Source organism: Streptomyces fradiae, assembly GCF_041270065.1.
Classification (GTDB): Bacteria; Actinomycetota; Actinomycetes; order Streptomycetales; family Streptomycetaceae; genus Streptomyces.
In genome coordinates this window covers 5,894,595-5,912,760 of the sequence record NZ_CP065958.1, presented here as the reverse complement: position 1 = coordinate 5,912,760, position 18,166 = coordinate 5,894,595, and the positions used below count along the sequence as shown (strand labels likewise).

Here is an 18,166-nt window from a genome sequence, read left to right as displayed (position 1 = left end):
TACCTCCCCCCTCACGAACCCTGCGGCTGGCGCGCGCTGTTGGTGTCCAGGCGCGGGCCCTTCGACAGGAACTCCGACCACTCCATCGGTACGAGCACGGGCGTGACCTTCTCGTAGCCGAGCCGCTTCTGCGCGTCCGACGGCTCCGGGCGCCCGTCCGAGGGCTTCTGCTGGTTGCCCGTGCCGATGTCGGAGTGGCCGGCGTCGCTGTCGCCGTTGGCCTGGACGGCGTAGCGCAGTCCGGTGTCGGTGACGAGGAAGAGCGAGCCGTCGGGGGCGGACTGCTTGCCCTGGATCTGGGTGTAGAGCAGTCCGGTGCCGGGGGTGACGTACGTGCTGGTGCCGCCGGCCGTAATGTCGGCGGGGTACTTGGGGCCGGCCCAGGTGGACAGGGTGGTGCCGCCCTTGGCGTCGACGCTCTCCAGGACGGAGCAGACGGTGTCGCGGGAGCCGGGGCCGCCGACCGAGTTGATCTGGGTGGACTTCCGCTCGGGCCAGCGCAGTTGGGCGCCGAAGGCGGTGCTGTCCGGCGTGAGCGACTGGAGGTCGACGGGGGTGGCCTTGCCGGCCATGTCGAGGGAGTCGGTCAGCGGCGACTGGATGAGCAGCCAGGCGGTGAACTCGGAGACCGGCTGGACCTTGCCGTCCAGGACCACGTAGTGCTGGGGGCCGGAGCCGGTCTGGGCGAGGAGCACCATGCCGACCTTGTCCTGCTCGGGGGTGAGGCCGCCGCGGACGTGGGCGTCGGCGCCGACCGTGCCGGGGATCGGCGGGAAGTCGACGGGGCTGCCGGTCTTCAGGGTGGCCAGCCAGTCGTCGGTGACCTGCTGCGGCTGCCGGCTGCCGAACAGCGCGTTGGTGAGCTTCTGGTTGTTCTCGGCGACGTGGTACTTGGTGCCGGAGTGGTCGACCAGGTACTGGGCGCTGTCCTTCTGGCCCTTCACGTACATGACCTGACCGGCCTTCAGCTTGTTGCCGTTCTCCGTGCGGCCGAGGTCGCGCTTGGCGAAGAGGAAGGTGGCCTTCTGGACGCTGCCGCCGTTGCCGCCGCCGGGCTGCTCGCAGACCGCCCAGCGCTTGGCGGTGCCGGCGTCGTCGGCGCCGGGGAGGCGGTCGGGGGCGTACGGGATGCCGAGGATGGGACCGCGCGGCGGCTTGCCCTCGTCGAGCGTCTTGTCGTCGACCTGGATGACCTGGAAGTCGTCCGGGTTGAGCAGCAGGCGCGCGGAGGCGAGGTTGAGCACCGGGTGGAGCAGGGTCTTCTTGTCCTTGCCCTTGCCGGTGGTGAGGACGACATAGCGGGTGGTCGACTGCTTGCCGACGATCACCTTCTTGCCGGGGTCGTCCCAGCCCTTGGGCGCGGTCGGCTTGAACATGCCCCAGGCGCCGAAGCCGGCCATCACGAGCGCGCCGACGATGACTCCGGGGAGCACCGCGCGCAGCGGCCTGGGCGCCCCCTCCTCCGTACCCGAGGGAGAGGGTTGGAGGAATGCCGCGACCGTGCGCTTCTTCGCAAAGGTGTACGCGTTGAGCTCGTCCCGCCGTGATGCCATGAGTCCCCGTTTCCGTCAGGCGCAGTCTTCGCTCGGGAGTCCGGGGAGCATGGCGCCCGGGCCCCGGCTGTCGGACCGGCCCCCTACTATGCCTGCTGTCCGCCGGTGCGTGTGGGGCGGGTAGGGTGATCCGGCCGCCAAAGGCCTGGCGGGCCAGGGTGATCGGGACGAATTGAGGGGGATTCTCCATCATGGCTTCCGCGACGCGGACACGGTCCGCTGCGGGCGGGTCCACTTCCGCGGCCCCCGTCTCCTCGGGTACGGGGCCCGGTTCGCCCGTTGTGCCCTCGGTGTCTCCGCGCCTCCAGGCGCGCCCCGGACACTTCGGGGCGTTCCGATTGCAACAGCTCGTACTGATCGAGGTGGCGGCCGCCGTCCTGGTCGTGGCCGCGGTCGTCGACAAGCTGATGCTGGTGCCCGCGGGCGTGGTGGCGGCGCTGCTGGTGCTGCTCGCGCTGCTGCGCCGGCACAAGCGCTCGCTGCCGGAGTGGCTGGGGACGTTCCTCGCCCTGCGCGCCCGCACCCGCCGCGCGGCGGCCTTCGCCGTGCCGGAGGGCACGGAGCCGGGGCTCGCCCCGGTGGTGGAGTGCGATCCGGCGCTGCGCACCTACGCGTACAGCGACCGTGACCGGCGTCCGATCGGGATGATCGGCGACGGGACCTTCCTCACCGCGGTCGTACGGGTCGAGTCGGAGTCCTCGGCGCTGCGCCCGGACCGGGGCGCGCACCCGCTGCCGGTGGCGCTGATCGGCGACGTGCTGTCGGTGGACGGCATCCGTCTGGAGTCGGCGCAGATCGTGCAGCACACCCAGCCCGCGCCCGCGCCGCACCTGCCCGCGCAGTCGATGGCGGCCCGCAACTACGGCCCGCTGCAGGCGCAGACGGGTTCGCCGGCGCTCCGGATCACCTGGGTCGCGCTGAAGCTGGACCCGGAGCTGTGCCCGGAGGCGGTCGAGGCGCGCGGCGGCGGCATGGCGGGCGCGCAGAAGTGTGTCGTACGAGCGGCCGACCAGCTCGCGAGCCGGCTGGCGGGCGCGGGCTTCAAGGCCACGGTCCTCACCGAGCAGGAGCTGACCTCCGCCATCGCCACCTCGACCTGCGCGAGCCCGATGGCGATAGCGCAGGCCGGCCGCGGGCAGGCGCAGGTCCGGCGCACCCAGGAGACCGCGCGCACCTGGCGGGTCGACGACCGCCGGCACACGACGTACTGGGTGGGGCGCTGGCCCCAGTTGGGCGGCGCGAGCGGGGCCGGGGCGTCGATGCCGCAACTGGTGGCGCTGCTGACCTCGCTGCCTGCGCTGGCGACGACGTTCAGTCTGACGCTGAGCGGGGGTGACCGTCAGGAGGTGACGGTCACCGGACACGTACGGATCACCGGGCGCAGCGACGAGGAACTCCTCGCGGCCCGGCACGAACTGGAGCGCGTGGCGCGCGGCGTGAAGACGGGCCTGGTGCGGCTCGACCGCGAGCAGGTGCCGGGCATGCTGGCGACGCTGCCGCTGGGGGGTGCGCGCTGATGACGACTCCGGGGAACCCGGCGGGCCAGGGGCCGATGGGCCAGGCCGGGTACGTGGGCCAGGGCGGGCACGTCGGTCAGATGGGCCAGGCGGGCCAGGCGGGCCAGATGAACCCTGCCGGGCAGATGAGCCAGGTGGGCCAGGCCGGGCAGACGGCTCCCGTCGGCCAGGCCGGGCAGATGGCTCCGGCGGGACAGCCCATGGGCGCCGGGCCCGGCGGGCCGGTCGGGGGCGTGAGCGGCGGCGTGCCGGGCGCGGCCCCCTCGCGGCGGGCCCGGCCGAGCGGCGGCGGCCGGGCCGCCCGGCGTACGGGACGCGGCGGCAAGCCGCGGCTCGGCTTCGGTCTCATCGGGCCGCGGCGCGACCGCCATTCCGCACCGATCGACCAACTCGGCGCGCTGGCGCTGCCGGTGGGCGACGACGGCGTGGTGATCGGCGTGGACGCCGAGAGCCGGCCTGCGGTGCTCGGCATCAACCGGCCCAGTGCGTACGACGTCACGCTCATCGGCGGTCTGTGGACGGCGCAGGTGCTCGCGCTGCGGGCGGCGGCGACCGGCGCCCGGGTCGCGGTGGAGACCGGTCGCGCACCCGCCTGGACGGCGCTCGCCCAGGCGGCGGGCGGCGGTCAGCCCTGCATCACCCTGCACGACGTGGGCCGGGTTCCGCCGCAGGGCGCGTCCGCGGGCAGCCCTGTGGTCGTCGTCCGCGACTGCGGCATGCGGCCGCCGCGGGGCCGGGTCGTCTCCGCGCCGTGGCAGTCGGTGGTGACCCTGCTCCCCTATCTGAGCCCGGTGGCGCCGCGGCTCCTGGAGAAGTCCTCGCTCGTCGGCGTGCAGCGGGTCTCGCCCGACGAGGCCGCGCAGATCGGCCGGATCATGGGGCTGCAGCGCGCGGAGTGGGAGGCGTTGTCGACGCTGGCCGACGGGGTGACCCTGTGGTGCACGCCGAACGACCGCCAGTTCGTGATGACGCAGGCCACGGACGCCGAGACCGGATTGTTGGGCGCCGCCCGCCGGATGGACTGACCGGGCGAAGCCCACACGTCACCACCCAACCTGTCCCTTTTTGTGCAGGTTTCATGGACCGGGGTTCTCACTCTCCGGTACTCGTGGGTCACTTGGGGGACCCGGCCCGTCCGCGCACCGGGGAGCGGCGGGCCGTCGGCCCTGCCCGGCGGGCAGGGTTGGCGTTTAGGGTGGGATGTGCCCGCCCACGACTGCACAAGGGTGCGCGACCACACCAGGAGGCAAAGTGAACCGCGATCGGGACGAGATCAACGGGGGTTGGAACGTGCCCGTCGACGATCAGTCCGACGCAGATCCCGCCGAGATGACGGGTGAGTTCACCATCGACTACACCCCGCCGGCCTGGTACACGCAGAACGCGTCGGGCGGTACGGGCGGCGGGGCGCCGACGCCTCCGCCGCCGACCGGTGCGCCGGTCGCGGTGCCCGGTGCCCCGGCGCCCGGCGTTCCCGCCCCCGGAGTTCCCGCGCCCGGCGGCTACGAGTCGACCTGGACCCCGACGCCCCCGCAGGCCCCCGCGCCGGAGGCCCCGGCCCCGGTCGCACCTCCGGTCGCTGCTCCGGCGCCGGCTCCGGCTCCTGCCCCCGCCCCGGCCCCGGCGCCTGTCGCCGAGGCTCCCGTGGTCCCCGCCGCGCCGGAACCGGCCCCCGCAGCCCCGCCCGCCCCTGCCCCCGCCGCACCCTTCGGTGGCGGCGATCTGGAGAGCGGCGCGACCATGCGCTTCTCCCCCGCCGCGCTGAAGCGCGAGATGGCGGAGATCGCGGCCGCGCAGGAGGCGCCGAAGGCTGCGGAGGCCCCGGAGGCCGCGGCCGCCGACGCCCCCGCCGAGGAGCCCGAGGCCACTCCCGAGCCCGAGGCCGCCGCCCCGGCGGAAAGCCCGGAGAGCCCGGAGAGCGCCGACGAGACTCCGGAAGCCACGGAGACCCCGGCCGCCGCCGAGCCGCAGGCCGAGACCACGCCGGAGCCCGAGCCTGAGGCGCCCGCTCCCGCAGCTGCCCCGGCCCCTGCCCCCGTCCCCGCTCCTCAGGACGCCGCGCCCGGCGCGCTGCCGCCCGTGGCTCCGGATGTGCCGGTGCCCGGGAGCGGACTGCCGCCGCTGCCGCCGTCGTTCCAGCCGGCGACGCCGGCGCCCGCGCCGCAGTGGCCCGCGCAGGCGGCCCCGGCCGAGCAGCAGGTGCCGCAGGCCCCGGCCGCTCCGCTGCCGCCCGCGACGGACGCCTGGCCCGCCCCCGTACCGCCGCAGGGTGGTTACGGCTTCCCGCACCCCGGCCAGCCCCAGCCCCAGACGCCCCAGCCCCAGGCCCCGCAGGCACCCCAGGGCTACGGCTTCCCGCAGCCGCCCGTCCCTCCGCAGCCGCAGGCTCCGCAGGCACCCCAGCCGCCCCAGGCCCCGCAGCCGCCTCAGGGCTACGGCTTCCCGCACCCGGCTCAGGCCCCGTTCGGCCAGCCGCAGCCGCCCGTCCCCCCGCAGCCCCAGGCACCCCAGCAGCCCCAGGCGTCCCAGCCCCCGCAGGGTTACGGCTTCCCGCCGCCCGCACCCGGCGGCCCCACACCCGGCGCTCCCGCGCCCGACTCCCCCGCCATCGACCCCCGTACCGGGGCCGCGTGGCCGTCGGCCGTGACGCACGACCAGCGGGAGCGGTCGGTGCCGGGCGCGCCGCTCGGGTACAACGCGGCCGTCGAGCTGTCCTCCGACCGGCTGCTGCGCAACAACAAGCAGAAGCCCAAGTCGAGCCGGAACCCCGGCGCCGCCAACCGCTTCAAGCTGGGCGGAAAGAAGGAGGAGGCGGAGCGGCAGCGGAAGCTGGAGTTGATCCGGACGCCGGTCCTCTCCTGCTACCGGATCGCGGTCATCTCGCTCAAGGGCGGTGTCGGCAAGACCACGACGACGACCGCGCTCGGCGCGACGCTCGCCACCGAGCGGCAGGACAAGATCCTGGCGATCGACGCCAACCCGGACGCCGGCACGCTCGGCCGCCGGGTGCGGCGCGAGACCGGGGCGACCATCCGCGACCTGGTGCAGGCGATCCCGTACCTCAACTCGTACATGGACATCCGCCGGTTCACCTCGCAGGCGCCGTCCGGTCTGGAGATCCTCGCCAACGACGTGGACCCGGCCGTCTCGACGACCTTCAACGACGAGGACTACCGGCGGGCGATCGACGTCCTGGGCAAGCAGTACCCGATCATCCTGACCGACTCGGGCACCGGTCTGCTCTACAGCGCGATGCGCGGAGTGCTCGACCTCGCCGACCAGCTGATCATCATCTCCACGCCGTCGGTGGACGGCGCCTCCAGCGCCTCCACGACGCTGGACTGGCTGTCGGCGCACGGGTACGCGGAGCTGGTGCAGCGCTCGATCACGGTCATCTCCGGGGTCCGCGAGACCGGCAAGATGATCAAGGTCGAGGACATCGTGCAGCACTTCCAGACCCGTTGCCGCGGGGTGGTCGTGGTGCCGTTCGACGAGCACCTGGCGGCCGGCGCCGAAGTCGACCTCGACATGATGCGTCCGAAGACCCGCGAGGCGTACTTCCACCTCTCCGCGATGGTGGCCGAGGACTTCGTACGGGCGCAGCAGGCGCAGGGCCTGTGGACGGCGGAGGCCCAGGGCGCGATGCCGCCGCACATGGCCCCGCCGGTGCCGGGCCAGCCCCAGCCGTACCCGGGGCAGCCCGGCCAGCCGGGACATCCCTACCCACCCCAGCAGCCGGCGCAGCCCGCCCCCGGCCAGCCGTACGCGTACCCGCCCCAGCAGCCGCCCGTACCGGGTCAGCCGGGTCAGCAGCCCGGTCAGCCGTATGGCGGACCCCCCGCCCCCGGACAGATGTACGGGGCGCAGCCGGGTCAGCCGCCGATGCCGCAGGGCTGGCAGCAGCCGGGGCAGCCGCTCCCGCCGCACACCGATCCGCAGGCGCAGGTTCCCGGCCAGGCGCCCGGGCAGTTCCCGGGGCAGCTGCCCGGACAGGTTCCGGGGCAGGTCCCGCCGCCGAACTGGCCGCAGCAGGCCCCGCAGCAGCCTCCGCAGGCGCCGCCAGCCCCTCAGCAGTAGGGCGTCACAGGAGTAGACCAATGAGGCCCCGTACCGGTGTTCCGGTACGGGGCCTTTCGGCATTCCCGCAGACCACACGGTGTTTGAGACATCGTTGACGACGGCAGACCACCGCTGATACACCTTCGCTTCATCCATCGTCAGCCCAAGATCCACGGCACTTCCCCCGACGCACGCATCCCGACGCGAGGTCACGCCCCATGGTCATGGTCACGAAGGTTCCACCCCGTCAGGCAGCCGCCCGCAGACCCCTCCGGCCGCTCCGTCCGGTCCGCCCGCTCCGTCTTCTGCTCGCGACCGGCGTCACCGCCGCCTCGCTCGTGGCCGTCCCCCAGGCTGCCCAGGCGGAGGACGGGAAGACCGGCGGCACCACACTCACCGTCGCCGTCTCGCAGAGCGTCGACTCGCTCTCGCCGTTCCTGGCCCAGAAGCTGGTGTCGACGAGCATCCACCGCCTCGCGTACGAGTACCTGACGAACTACGACGCGAAGGACGCGCACACGATCCCGGGCCTGGCGACCGAGTGGAAGTCCTCGCCGGACAAGCTCACCTGGACGTACACGATCCGCAAGGACTCGATGTGGTCCGACGGGCAGCAGGCCACCGCCGAGGACGCGGCGTGGACCTTCAACAAGATGATGACCGACCCGAACGCGGCCACCGCCAACGGGAGTTTCACGGCCAACTTCAAGAAGGTCACTGCGCCCGATCCGCAGACCCTGGTCATAGAGCTGAAGCAGCCGCAGGCGACGATGACGGCGCTCGACGTGCCGATCGTGCCCAAGCACGTGTGGGAGAAGGTCTCCGACTTCTCCAAGTTCAACAACGACCAGCAGTTCCCGATCGTCGGCAACGGCCCGTTCGTCATCACCGACTTCAAGGTCGACCAGTACATCAAGCTCAAGCCGAACAAGAAGTTCTGGCGCGGGGCGCCGAAGTTCGACGAGCTGGTCTTCAAGTACTACAAGGACGGTGACGCGGCCGTCGCCGCGCTCCAGAAGGGCGAGGTGTCCTTCGTCCCGAACCTGACGCCCGCTCAGGCCGCCGCGCTGAAGACCCAGAAGAACATCAAGGTCAACGACGCGCCGGGCCGCCGCTTCTACGCGCTGGCCACCAACCCGGGCGCCCGCGCCAAGGACGGCAAGACCTTCGGCAACGGCAACAAGGCGCTGCTCGACCCCGAGGTGCGCAAGGCGCTGTTCCTCGCCGTGGACCGCACGACGCTGGTCGACAAGGTCTTCCAGAACCACGCCGTGGAGGGCGAGGGCTACATTCCGCCGCGCTTCGGCTCGTACTTCTGGAAGCCGGCCGACACCCAGAAGCGGACCTATGACCCGGCCAAGGCCGAACAGGTCCTGGACGCGGCCGGGTACAAGAAGAACGCCGAGGGCAAGCGGCTCGGCAAGGACGGCAAGCCGCTCGACTTCCGCATCCTGTGCCACGCCACCGACCCCAACGACAAGGCCTCCGCGAAATACCTCCAGGAGTGGTGGGGCAAGCTCGGCATCGGGCTCAAGGTCGACTGCCTGGACAGCGTCTCCGACCCGTGGGTGAAGGGCGACTACGACCTCGCCTTCGACGGCTGGTCGGTCAACCCGGACCCGGACTACGTCCTCTCCATCCACACCTGCGGCACGCTGCCCGCGACCCCGAAGGACACCGGGGCCACCGACAACTTCATCTGCGACCCGCAGTTCGACGCGCTGTACGCGCAGCAGGCCGTCGAGTACGACGCCGCCAAGCGCTCCGACCTGGTCAAGCAGATGCAGTCGCGGCTGTACGACACCGGGTACATGAACGTCATCGCGTACCCGAACGCCCTGGAGGCATACCGCACCGACCAGATCGGCTCCATCACCACCATGCCCGAGGCCGCCGGCAACCTGTGGGGCCAGGACGGCTACTGGAGCTGGTGGTCGGCGGCCCCGGCCGCGCAGGCGGCCTCCGCCGACACCTCGAACGGCTCGAACACCGGCGTGATCATCGGGATCGGCGCGGCCGCCGTGGTCGTCGTCGGACTCGGGGTCTTCCTCGGCATGCGCCGCCGCTCCACCGCCGACGACCGCGAGTAGCCCGTGACCAGCGCAAGCACGCCCGCCCCCTCCGTGGTCCCGGCCGATCCGGCCCGGACCACGGAGGGCGGCGCCCCCCGCACCCGTACCGCCGCCGCCCTCCCCTACCTCCGGCACGCGGCGGCCAAGGCCGCCGGCGCGGCCGTGTCCCTGCTCGCCGTCCTCGTCACCAGCTTCTTCCTGTTCCGGATCATCCCCGGCGACCCGGTGAAGACGATGACCCACGGCATGCCGACCACCGCCGAGCAACTGGCCACCCTGCGCCACCAGTTCGGCCTCGACCTGCCGCTCTGGCAGCAGTTCACCGACTACTGCGCCAAGGCGCTCACCGGCGACCTCGGCACCTCCTTCCAGTTCCGGGCCCCGGTCGGCGAGCTGATCGCGCAGAAGCTCCCGGCGACGCTGCTGCTCACCGGCACGGCCGTGGTGCTCTACTCGGCCCTCGGCCTGTGGCTGGGCACCCGCTCCGCGTGGCGGCACGGCAGCCTCGGCGACAAGCTGAACACCGGAGTGGCGCTCACCCTCTGGTCGGTCCCGTCCTTCTGGCTCGGACTCCTCCTGATCATCGTGTTCTCGGTCGGCATGGGGCCGATCCCAGGCCTGTTCCCGACCGGCGGCATGGAGTCCGGCACCGGCGAGACCGGCTTCGCGTACGCCCTCGACGTCGCCCACCACATGGTCCTGCCGGTACTGACCCTGGTGGCCGTGGGCTACGCCCAGACCCTCCTGGTGATGCGCTCCTCGCTCCTGGACGAGATGGGCAGCGACTATCTGACCACCGCGCGGGCGAAGGGCCTGCGCGACGACGCGGTACGCCGCCACCACGCCGTACCGAACGCGCTCCTGCCCACCGTGACCATGGTGTTCATCAACCTCGGCCATGTGGCCGCCGGTTCGATCCTGGTGGAGACGGTGTTCTCCTGGCCGGGCCTGGGCGGCCTGTTCTACCAGGCGCTCAGCGTGCCCGATCTCCCCCTCGTACAAGGCCTGTTCGTGGTCTTCGCCGGCGCGATGATCGTGATGAACCTGATCGCCGACCTGCTCTATCCGCTGCTCGACCCCCGGGTGGGCCGATGACCTCACACACCACCGCCGCCTCCCTCGCCCGGCAGCGCCGGCGCAGCTCGCTCGCCCGCTTCTGGAGGCAGTACCGCACCCACCGGGCCGGCCTCTGGGGCCTGACCGGCCTCGCCCTGATCGGGCTGATCGCCCTCACGGCCCCGCTCCTCGTCGGCGCGGACGTCCAGTCCGTCACGAACGCCCCCGGCACCGCCCTGGAGTCACCGAGCGCCGAATTCCCGCTCGGCACCGACCAGTTCGGCCGGTCACTGCTCGGCCTGCTGATCTGGGGCGCCCGGATCTCGCTCCTCGTCGGGCTGCTCGCCGCCGCGCTCTCGGTGGCCATCGGCACCCTGGTGGGGATCGTCGCGGGCCACTACGGCGGCTGGTTCTCCACCGTCGTCATGCGGATCACCGACTGGTTCCTGGTGATGCCGGCCCTGGTCCTGGCGATCGTCCTGGCGACCGTGATGTCCCGGTCGATGTGGACGGTGATCCTGGCGATCGGCGTGACCAGCTGGCCGACCACGGCCCGTCTGGTGCGGGCGCAGACCATCGCGGTCGAGTCCCGCCCCTACATCGAACGCGCGACGGCCCTGGGCGGCGGACACGGCCACATCATGACCCGGCACGTCCTGCCGAACGTCATGCCCCTCGTCCTCGCGCAGACCACGCTCGGCATCTCCACGGCCATCCTCACCGAGGCGACCCTCGCCTTCCTGGGGCTCGGCGACCCGACCGTCGTGTCCTGGGGCGGAATGCTCCAGGACGCACGCGAGGCGGGCGCGGTGTCGTCCGGCCACTGGTGGTACCTGGCGCCGCCCGGCATCGCCATCGCGCTGGTCGCCCTGGCCTTCACCCTCTGCGGCCGGGCGATCGAGTCCGTCCTCAACCCGAAGCTGGGAGTGGCCCGTTGAGCACGAACCACCTCCTGGAGGTCCGCAACCTCAGCGTGACGTACGGAACGGGCTCGGCCGCCGTCCCGGCGGTCCGGGGCGTGGACCTCACCCTCCCCGCCGGCCAGAAGCTCGGCGTCGCCGGCGAGTCCGGCTGCGGCAAGTCGACGATGGCGCTCGCACTCCTGCGCCTCCTGCCCGCCTCGGCCCGCACCAGCGGCGAGATCCTGCTGGACGGCGAGGACGTGCTCGCCATGAAGTGGGGGCGGCTGCGGGCGGTGCGCTGGGCGGGCGCGTCGATCGTCTTCCAGGGCGCGATGCACTCGCTGAACGCGGTGCGCCGGATCGGCGACCAGATCGCGGAACCCTTGCTCGTGCACGGCCGCTCCACCCCCACCACAGCCCGCAGACGCGTCAGCACCCTCCTGGAGCAGGTAGGCCTCCCGGCCGCCCGCGCAGCGGCGTATCCGCACGAACTCTCCGGCGGCCAACGCCAACGCGTGATGATCGCGATGGCGCTGGCCTGCGACCCCCACCTCATCGTGGCGGACGAGCCGACAACGGCCCTCGACGTGATGATCCAGGCGCAGATCCTGCGCCTGATCGAGCAACTGGTCGCCGAGCAGGACATCGGCCTGCTGATGATCAGCCACGACCTCGCCGTGCTCGCCGACACCTGCGACCGGCTCGCCGTGATGTACGCGGGCCGAGTCGTCGAAGAAGGCCCGGCGAAGGCGGTGTACGAGTCGGCCGCCCACCCCTACGGGCAGGCGCTGTCCTCGGCGTTCCCCCGGATCGGCGACCCGTCCTCCCGGCGCGCCCCGCGCGGCCTGCCGGGCGACCCGCCGGACCCGGCGGACCTGCCGGGCGGCTGTGCGTTCCGCCCGCGCTGCCCGGTGGCCGTAGAGCGGTGCGCGGCGGAGGACCAGGAACTGCGGGACGCGGGCGCGGGGCGCCGGGCGGCCTGCGTACACGTGGGAGGCACGGCATGAGCACCACGGAGGAACCCCTCCTCTCGGCCCGGGGCCTGCGCGTCGCCTTCCCGGGCCGCCGGGGCGCGCCGGCCGCCCGGGCGGTGGACGGGGTGGACCTGGACATCCGTCCGGGCGAGATCGTGGCCCTGGTCGGCGAGTCCGGCTGCGGCAAGACCACGCTGGCCCGCTCACTGCTCGGCCTGGTCCGCCCGACCGGGGGCGAGGTCCGCTTCACGGGCGCCCCGCTCACGTACACGGCCAAGGCGCTCAAGGCGTACCGCAAGCGCGCCCAACTGGTCCTCCAGGACCCGAGCGGCTCGCTGAACCCCCGGCACACGGTGTACGACGCAGTAGCGGAAGGCCTGCGAATCCACGGATACACGGGCGACGAACGAACAGCAGTCGCCGAAGCCCTCTCCCGCGCCGGACTCCGGCCCCCTGAGCGCTTCTTCCTCCGCTATCCCCACGAGCTGTCCGGCGGCCAGCGCCAACGCGTCGTCATCGCGGGCGCACTCGTCCTGGAACCCGAACTGATCGTCGCGGACGAGCCGGTGGCCTCTCTCGACGCCTCCGTACGGGGCGAGATCCTGGCGCTGCTCCTGCGGCTGCGCGACGAACTGGGCCTGTCGGCCCTCGTGGTGACCCACGACCTGGGCCTCGCGTGGAACATCGCGGACCGGGTGGCGGTCATGTACCTGGGCCGCATCGTGGAGACCGGCCCCGTGGAAAAAGTCCTCACCACCCCCCACCACCCCTACACCCAGGCCCTCCTCTCGGTCCTCCCCGAGTCATCAGACGCACCGGTCGTCCTCACGGGGGAACCCCCGGACCCCACCCACATCCCTCCGGGCTGCCGCTTCCACGCCCGCTGCCAGGTCCTCGCATCCGGCGCGGCAGACGCGGTGGCGGACCGCTGCCGTACGAGGGACCTGCCGGTCCTGGACAGCGGCGGGGCAGCGGCGGCGGCCTGCCACTGGTCGGGCGCACGGACGGAAGCGGGGGACGGGCGGGGGGCCGTGTTCGGGACGTAAAGCGTGATTTGTGGCGCGGAACAAGGCCGTTCACCCGTCAAGGGCCGGCCCCGCGCCGTAAATCATGCAGTCCAGAACACGGCCCCCCGCCCGGCCCACGCGACCCCTACGGCTTCGCCGCAGGCTTCCCGGCAGGCTTCTCCGCCGGCTTCGCCGCAGGCTTCTCGGCCGGCTTCGCCGGCTTGCCCGCCTCCTTCGGCAGGATCTCGCACGACGAGATCGACGTCCGCGTGGACACCGACTTCACCGTGCAGGTGTCCTTGCCGACGCCCGCGTCGACGGTCCCCCAGTGCTCGCCGACGATCAGCAGCGCGCCGTCGTGCCCGCTGATGGTGTCGTCGCCGGGCCCGGCCTGGATGAGCCCGCCGGACTCGGGCCCGAGCCCGGCGGCCTCGATCTTGTCGTTCTCACTGCCGCCCAGGACCCGCCCGGAGAAGTCGATGATCCCGGTCGTGATGGTGTCCTTGCCGTCGTTGCCGGTGACGATGCCGCCGCCCCGGTTGAACTGCCCGGGCGCGCCGAACACCGACCCGGTGGTGATCTTGTCGTCGCCGTCGTCGCCGTGGACGATCGCGCCGTGTTCGGCGCCGTCGCCATGCACGGTGGCGACCTTGATGACGTCGTTGCCGCGGTTGCCCCGGACCATGCTGAACGAGGTCTGCGGCACCAGGTGCTTGGTGCGGATGACGTCGTCGCCCTCGCCGCCGAGCACGGCCGAGTCGATGACGAGGCCGCGCACCTCGATCTTGTCGTTGCCCGCGCCGCCGGAGACGGTGACACCGTCCAGGTCGCTGTCGCAGAAGATGTTGTCGTCGCCGTTGGTACCGCTGACGGTGTCGCCGGGGGGCGCGGCGACACCGTTCACCCAGCACTGGTGCATGGGCACCCGCGCCGAGGCCTGTGCGGCGTGAGCGGCGGGCGCGCCGGTGAGGGTGGCGGCGGCGAGCAGGACGGCGAACGCGGCGGGGCCGCGCGCCGCTCTGCCCAAGGAGGGCGGCGTGACGGACATGCGAATCTCCTCTGTGGTGCTGGTGCTGGTGCGAGTGGTCGTGCTGGAGGTGAAGCCGGCGCCGGGGGCGAAGCCGGTGCCGGAAGCGAAACTGGCACTGGAAGCGAAACCGGAGAGAAAGGCGCGACGGGCGGCAGCCCAGGCAGCAACCGCCCCACCGTCAGGCGACGGTGCGCGCCGGCGCCGCGTGCCGCGGCGAGTACCCCACGATCCGCCGCGCGTCGAGGCGCGGCTCGGCCGCGCTGTCGCCGTTGGTCCAGCGCCCGAGGCACATCTCGGCGGTGATGCCGGGACCGAAGCCGGCGAGGATGCCGCGGGCGCCCTCGGCGAGCCCGCCCTCGTCGAAGAGCCGGCGCACCGCGTCGAGGACGACGGCGCTGGCGATGTTGCCGTACTCGGTCAGCGTGGCCCGGCTGAACCGGAAGTCCTCCGGGGGGACTTCGAGGTAGCGGCTGAGGTCGTCGAGGATCCGCGGGCCGCCCGCGTGGATGATGTAGAAGTCGAGGTCGCCGGCGTCCCAGCCGTGCTCGCCCGCGAGTTCGCGCAGGGCGGGGGCGAGCGGCTCCATGGTGCCGGGGACGCGCTTGTCGAGCAGGAAGTGGAAGCCGGTGGCGCGCACGCTGTAGGCGATCCAGTCCTCGGTGCCGGGCACCAGGTAGGAGTTGTTGCGCTCCAGGCGGATGCCGGCGCCGCCGCGGCCGCGGACCACGGCGGAGGCGACGGCGTCGCCGAACAGGCCGTTGGAGAGCAGCGTGCCGACGGCGAGGTCGGTGGGCTGGTAGCAGAGCGAGCAGAACTCGCAGGCCACGATGAGGACGTTGGCGTCCGGGTAGGCCGTGCAGAAGTCGTGCGCGCGGTTGACGGCGGCGCCGCCGCCCGCGCAGCCGAGCTGGGCGATGGGCACCTGCCGGGTGTGGCTGGGGAAGCCCATCGTGTTGATCAGCCAGGCGGTGAGCGAGGGCATCATGAAGCCCGTGCACGACACGTAGACGATCATGTCGATGTCGGCGGGGGTCAGCCTCGCGTTGGCCAGCGCCTCCTTGACGACCCCGGGGACGCGGGCCTTCGCCTCGGCCTCGTACAGCGCGTTGCGCTCCTCGAATCCGGGGTGTTTGAGGGTTTCCTCGATCGGCTGCACGATGTGCCGGCGCGTCACCCCGGTGTTCCCGATCAGCCGCAGGGCGAGGGGCAGTTGGGGGTGGTCGGCATGGCGTGCGCGGGCGAGGTCGAGGGTCTCCTCCATCGTGATCACGTACTCGGGTACGGCCACCGCGGGTTTGCACAGAGTCACCACGACACGCGCTCCTTCGTCTCGTTCGCCGTGAACTGGGCCCACACTCGCCCGGCGGTCGCGAGCCCGCAACCGCGAGCGCGACCACCCGGTCACGGACGGTCACCGCACCGCGAGAGGTGCGTGCTCCGTACGGGGGGCTGTCGGCGTCCGGCGTGTCGTGATCACGGGCGGCCGGGAACACCGTCCCCCATGACCTCCGAACCCACGGCCATGGCCCCCGAACAACCCACGGCCGCACCGCGGCCGGTCCGCACCTGGGCGGTGGAGGACCTCCCCGCCCTCGACTTCGATCCGCTGCTGCTGGAACTGCTCCACGAGGAGCCCGTGTCCCGGATCCGGCTGCCGTTCTCCGCGGAGAACGAGGCGTGGCTGGTCACCCGGTACGACGACGTCCGTCTGGTGACGTCGGACCCGCGGTTCAGCCGGACGGCCCTCCTGGACCACCAGGTCACCAAGATGACCGGCCACATGGTGGCGTCGAAGGCCGCCCTGAACTACGCCGATCCGCCGTATCACACGCAGTTGCGCAAGGCGGTGACGAAAGCTTTCACCGGCCAGTCGACCAAACGGCTGCGGCCCCTCGCGCAGGCGACCGCCGACCGGCTCCTGGACGCCATGGAGGCGGCCGGCCGCCCCGCCGACCTGATGAAGCACCTGCACGGGCCGCTGCCGATGTCGGTGGTGTGCGATCTGCTCGGCATCCCCGAGGAGGACCGCGCCGAGCTGGCCTCCTGGCCGGACCTGATCCTTTCCTCGGGCCCCGGCCCGGAGGGCAGCAAGGCGGCCAAGGCGCAGATCCACGCGTACATCACCCGGCTGCTCGACCGGCGCGCGGCCGAGCCGTCCGACGACCTGGCCGGGGTGCTCGCGGAGTCCCTCGCCGAGGGCCATGTCGACGCCGACGAGGCCGTGTCGCTCGCGATGGCGATCCTCATCAGCGGCGCGCACGCGGTCCGCAACAACAGCGCCAACATGGTCTATCTGCTGCTGACCCGGCCGGACCTGGTGAAGCGGCTGCGGGCCGAGCCGGAGCTGCTCCCGCAGGCGGTGGACGAACTCCTGCGCTGGATCCCGCACCGCAACGGCGTGGGCCTGCCCCGGATCGCCCTGGCGGACGTCGAGGTCGGCGGGCAGCTGGTCCGGGCCGGTGAGGCGGTCTACGCCTCGTATCTGGCCGCGAACCGGGACCCGGCGGTGTTCGCGGACCCGCACACCGTGGACTTCGACCGGACCGGCACCGGTCACGTGTCCTTCGGGCACGGGCCGCACCACTGCATGGGCGCGATGCTGACCCGGATGGAGTCCGAGGTGATCGTGTCGACGCTGCTCACCCGCTATCCGGAGCTGCGGCTCGCGGGCCGGCCCGAGGACGTGCCGTTCCAGTCCAAGGGCCTGATCCGCGGCCCGCGGGAGCTGTACGTCACCTGGTGACGTCCGTCCGGGGACTCACGGCCGGGGACTCACGGCCGGGGACTCACTGCCGGGGACTCACTGCCGGGGACTCACTGTCCGTCGTACGCGGCGGTGAGCTCCCGGCACTTCTTCACGTCGTCGGCCATGGCCACGAGCAGGTCGTCGAGGGTGTCGAACTTGAGCATCCCGCGTACGTAGGCGAGGAAGTCGACCGTCACGTGCAGCCCGTACAGGTCGAGGCCCTCGCGGTCGATCGCGTACGCCTCCACGGTCCGCTCGGTGCCGTCGAACTGCGGGTTGGTGCCCACCGAGATCGCGGCGGGCATCCGCTCGCCGGCGGCGGTCAGCCAGCCCGCGTAGACGCCGTCGGCGGGGATCGCGGTGTGCGGCAGGGTCTCGACGTTGGCGGTCGGGAAGCCCAGCTCGCGGCCCCGCTGGGCGCCGCGCACGACGATGCCCTCGACGCGGTGCGGCCGGCCCAGGATCTCGGCGGCGCCGGCCATGTCGCCCTCGGCGACGAGCCGCCGGGTGAGCGTGGAGGAGAACGGCTCGCCGCCGCCGGCCGCGCCGCTCACCCGCAGGTCGATGACCTCGACCTCGTAGTCGTAGGTGGCGCCGAGCTCGGCGAGGAACTCCACGTTCCCGGCGGCGCGGTGGCCGAAACGGAAGTTCGGGCCCTCGATGACGCGGCACGCGTGCAACTTGTCGACCAGGACCTTCACGATGAAGTCGGCCGGGGACAGCTGCGAGAACTCCGCCGTGAACGGCAGGACGAGGACCGCGTCCACGCCGAGCTCGGCCATCAGCTCGGCGCGCCGGTGGTGCGGGGCGAGCAGCGGCGGGTGGCTGCCGGGGCGGACGACCTCGGAGGGGTGCGGGTCGAAGGTGACCACGACCGAGGGGACGCCCAGCTCGCGGGCGCGCTCCACGGCCCGCCCGATGATCAGCTGGTGTCCGCGGTGCACTCCGTCGTAGGAGCCGATGGTGACGACGCTGCGCCCCCAGTCCTGGGGGATGTCCTCCAAGCCACGCCAGCGCTGCACTGTGACCGCTCCTCGTCCGCCTGTACCCATGTCCGCGTGTACGCCTGTTGGCGCAGGTCTAAGACTGCCATGAGCATGCGGCTGCGACGGCATCGGCATGGTGTGCGCCTTGTCTCGCGGCGCGTGGAAAGGCTCCCCGGAGGCACCTTCCAAGGGCGTATCCGGTGGTACGACGCGGAGTTCGGCACCGAGCTCGGCACGGAGTTCGGCGCGCAGGAAGCGGGAGGC

At 72.6% G+C, this 18,166-nt stretch carries 13 protein-coding genes; 9 read left to right on the top strand and 4 right to left on the bottom strand.

The window, feature by feature from the left end:
- Positions 1-11: 11 nt before the first annotated feature.
- The gene (gene eccB, locus JAO84_RS27105; RefSeq protein ID WP_370415162.1) at positions 12-1,553 is read right to left on the bottom strand and encodes a type VII secretion protein EccB; all 1,542 of its coding nucleotides are present in this window, start codon (positions 1,551-1,553) and stop codon (positions 12-14) included.
- Positions 1,554-1,744: 191 nt separating this feature from the next.
- Between eccB and eccE the strand changes: the two genes are divergently transcribed.
- From eccE to JAO84_RS27065, 8 genes are all read left to right on the top strand, one after another.
- Positions 1,745-3,070 carry a type VII secretion protein EccE gene (gene eccE, locus JAO84_RS27100; protein WP_370415161.1) on the top strand — a complete coding sequence of 442 codons (1,326 nt, stop codon included), beginning with the start codon at positions 1,745-1,747 and terminating at the stop codon, positions 3,068-3,070.
- A gap of 200 nt (positions 3,071-3,270) precedes the next feature.
- Positions 3,271-4,095 carry a hypothetical protein gene (locus JAO84_RS27095; protein ID WP_370416881.1) on the top strand — a complete coding sequence of 275 codons (825 nt, stop codon included), beginning with the start codon at positions 3,271-3,273 and terminating at the stop codon, positions 4,093-4,095.
- Between the two features lie 226 nt (positions 4,096-4,321).
- Positions 4,322-7,147, top strand: coding sequence for an SCO5717 family growth-regulating ATPase (locus tag JAO84_RS27090; RefSeq protein WP_370415160.1), 2,826 nt, complete (start codon positions 4,322-4,324; stop codon positions 7,145-7,147).
- A gap of 206 nt (positions 7,148-7,353) precedes the next feature.
- Positions 7,354-9,219, top strand: coding sequence for an ABC transporter substrate-binding protein (locus JAO84_RS27085; RefSeq protein ID WP_370416880.1), 1,866 nt, complete (start codon positions 7,354-7,356; stop codon positions 9,217-9,219).
- A gap of 3 nt (positions 9,220-9,222) precedes the next feature.
- Complete coding sequence (locus tag JAO84_RS27080) at positions 9,223-10,296, top strand: ABC transporter permease (protein WP_370415159.1); 1,074 nt, start codon at positions 9,223-9,225, stop codon at positions 10,294-10,296.
- Positions 10,293-11,195 (top strand): ABC transporter permease, encoded by a 903-nt coding sequence (locus tag JAO84_RS27075; RefSeq protein ID WP_370415158.1) that lies wholly within the window; start codon positions 10,293-10,295, stop codon positions 11,193-11,195. Before JAO84_RS27080 ends, JAO84_RS27075 begins: the two co-directional genes overlap by 4 nt.
- Positions 11,192-12,166, top strand: coding sequence for an ABC transporter ATP-binding protein (locus JAO84_RS27070; RefSeq protein ID WP_370415157.1), 975 nt, complete (start codon positions 11,192-11,194; stop codon positions 12,164-12,166). Before JAO84_RS27075 ends, JAO84_RS27070 begins: the two co-directional genes overlap by 4 nt.
- Complete coding sequence (locus JAO84_RS27065) at positions 12,163-13,179, top strand: oligopeptide/dipeptide ABC transporter ATP-binding protein (RefSeq protein ID WP_370415156.1); 1,017 nt, start codon at positions 12,163-12,165, stop codon at positions 13,177-13,179. Before JAO84_RS27070 ends, JAO84_RS27065 begins: the two co-directional genes overlap by 4 nt.
- 106 nt (positions 13,180-13,285) lie before the next feature.
- Here the strand turns inward: JAO84_RS27065 and JAO84_RS27060 are convergent, their stop codons facing one another.
- On the bottom strand, positions 13,286-14,188 hold the full coding sequence (locus tag JAO84_RS27060; RefSeq protein ID WP_370415155.1) for a hypothetical protein: 903 nt from the start codon (positions 14,186-14,188) through the stop codon (positions 13,286-13,288).
- 160 nt (positions 14,189-14,348) lie between these two features.
- Complete coding sequence (locus tag JAO84_RS27055) at positions 14,349-15,482, bottom strand: type III polyketide synthase (protein ID WP_370415154.1); 1,134 nt, start codon at positions 15,480-15,482, stop codon at positions 14,349-14,351.
- 189 nt (positions 15,483-15,671) lie between these two features.
- Here JAO84_RS27055 and JAO84_RS27050 point away from each other — a divergent pair, with 189 nt between their 5' ends.
- Positions 15,672-16,913, top strand: coding sequence for a cytochrome P450 (locus tag JAO84_RS27050; RefSeq protein WP_370415153.1), 1,242 nt, complete (start codon positions 15,672-15,674; stop codon positions 16,911-16,913).
- A 71-nt stretch (positions 16,914-16,984) separates the two neighbouring features.
- Here JAO84_RS27050 and JAO84_RS27045 read toward each other — a convergent pair whose 3' ends face one another.
- Entirely contained in the window at positions 16,985-17,938 is a 954-nt protein-coding gene (locus JAO84_RS27045) for a bifunctional riboflavin kinase/FAD synthetase (RefSeq protein ID WP_370416879.1), read from the bottom strand.
- Positions 17,939-18,166 lie beyond the last annotated feature (228 nt).

What these genes read in the sequence shown, in the direction of transcription:
- eccB (WP_370415162.1), bottom strand. Translation starts at nt 1,553, where the DNA reads ATGGCATCACGGCGGGACGAGCTCAACGCGTACACCTTTGCGAAGAAG.
- eccE (WP_370415161.1), top strand. Translation starts at nt 1,745, where the DNA reads ATGGCTTCCGCGACGCGGACACGGTCCGCTGCGGGCGGGTCCACTTCC.
- JAO84_RS27095 (WP_370416881.1), top strand. Translation starts at nt 3,271, where the DNA reads ATGGGCGCCGGGCCCGGCGGGCCGGTCGGGGGCGTGAGCGGCGGCGTG.
- JAO84_RS27085 (WP_370416880.1), top strand. Translation starts at nt 7,354, where the DNA reads ATGGTCACGAAGGTTCCACCCCGTCAGGCAGCCGCCCGCAGACCCCTC.
- JAO84_RS27075 (WP_370415158.1), top strand. Translation starts at nt 10,293, where the DNA reads ATGACCTCACACACCACCGCCGCCTCCCTCGCCCGGCAGCGCCGGCGC.
- JAO84_RS27065 (WP_370415156.1), top strand. Translation starts at nt 12,163, where the DNA reads ATGAGCACCACGGAGGAACCCCTCCTCTCGGCCCGGGGCCTGCGCGTC.
- JAO84_RS27060 (WP_370415155.1), bottom strand. Translation starts at nt 14,188, where the DNA reads ATGTCCGTCACGCCGCCCTCCTTGGGCAGAGCGGCGCGCGGCCCCGCC.
- JAO84_RS27050 (WP_370415153.1), top strand. Translation starts at nt 15,672, where the DNA reads ATGACCTCCGAACCCACGGCCATGGCCCCCGAACAACCCACGGCCGCA.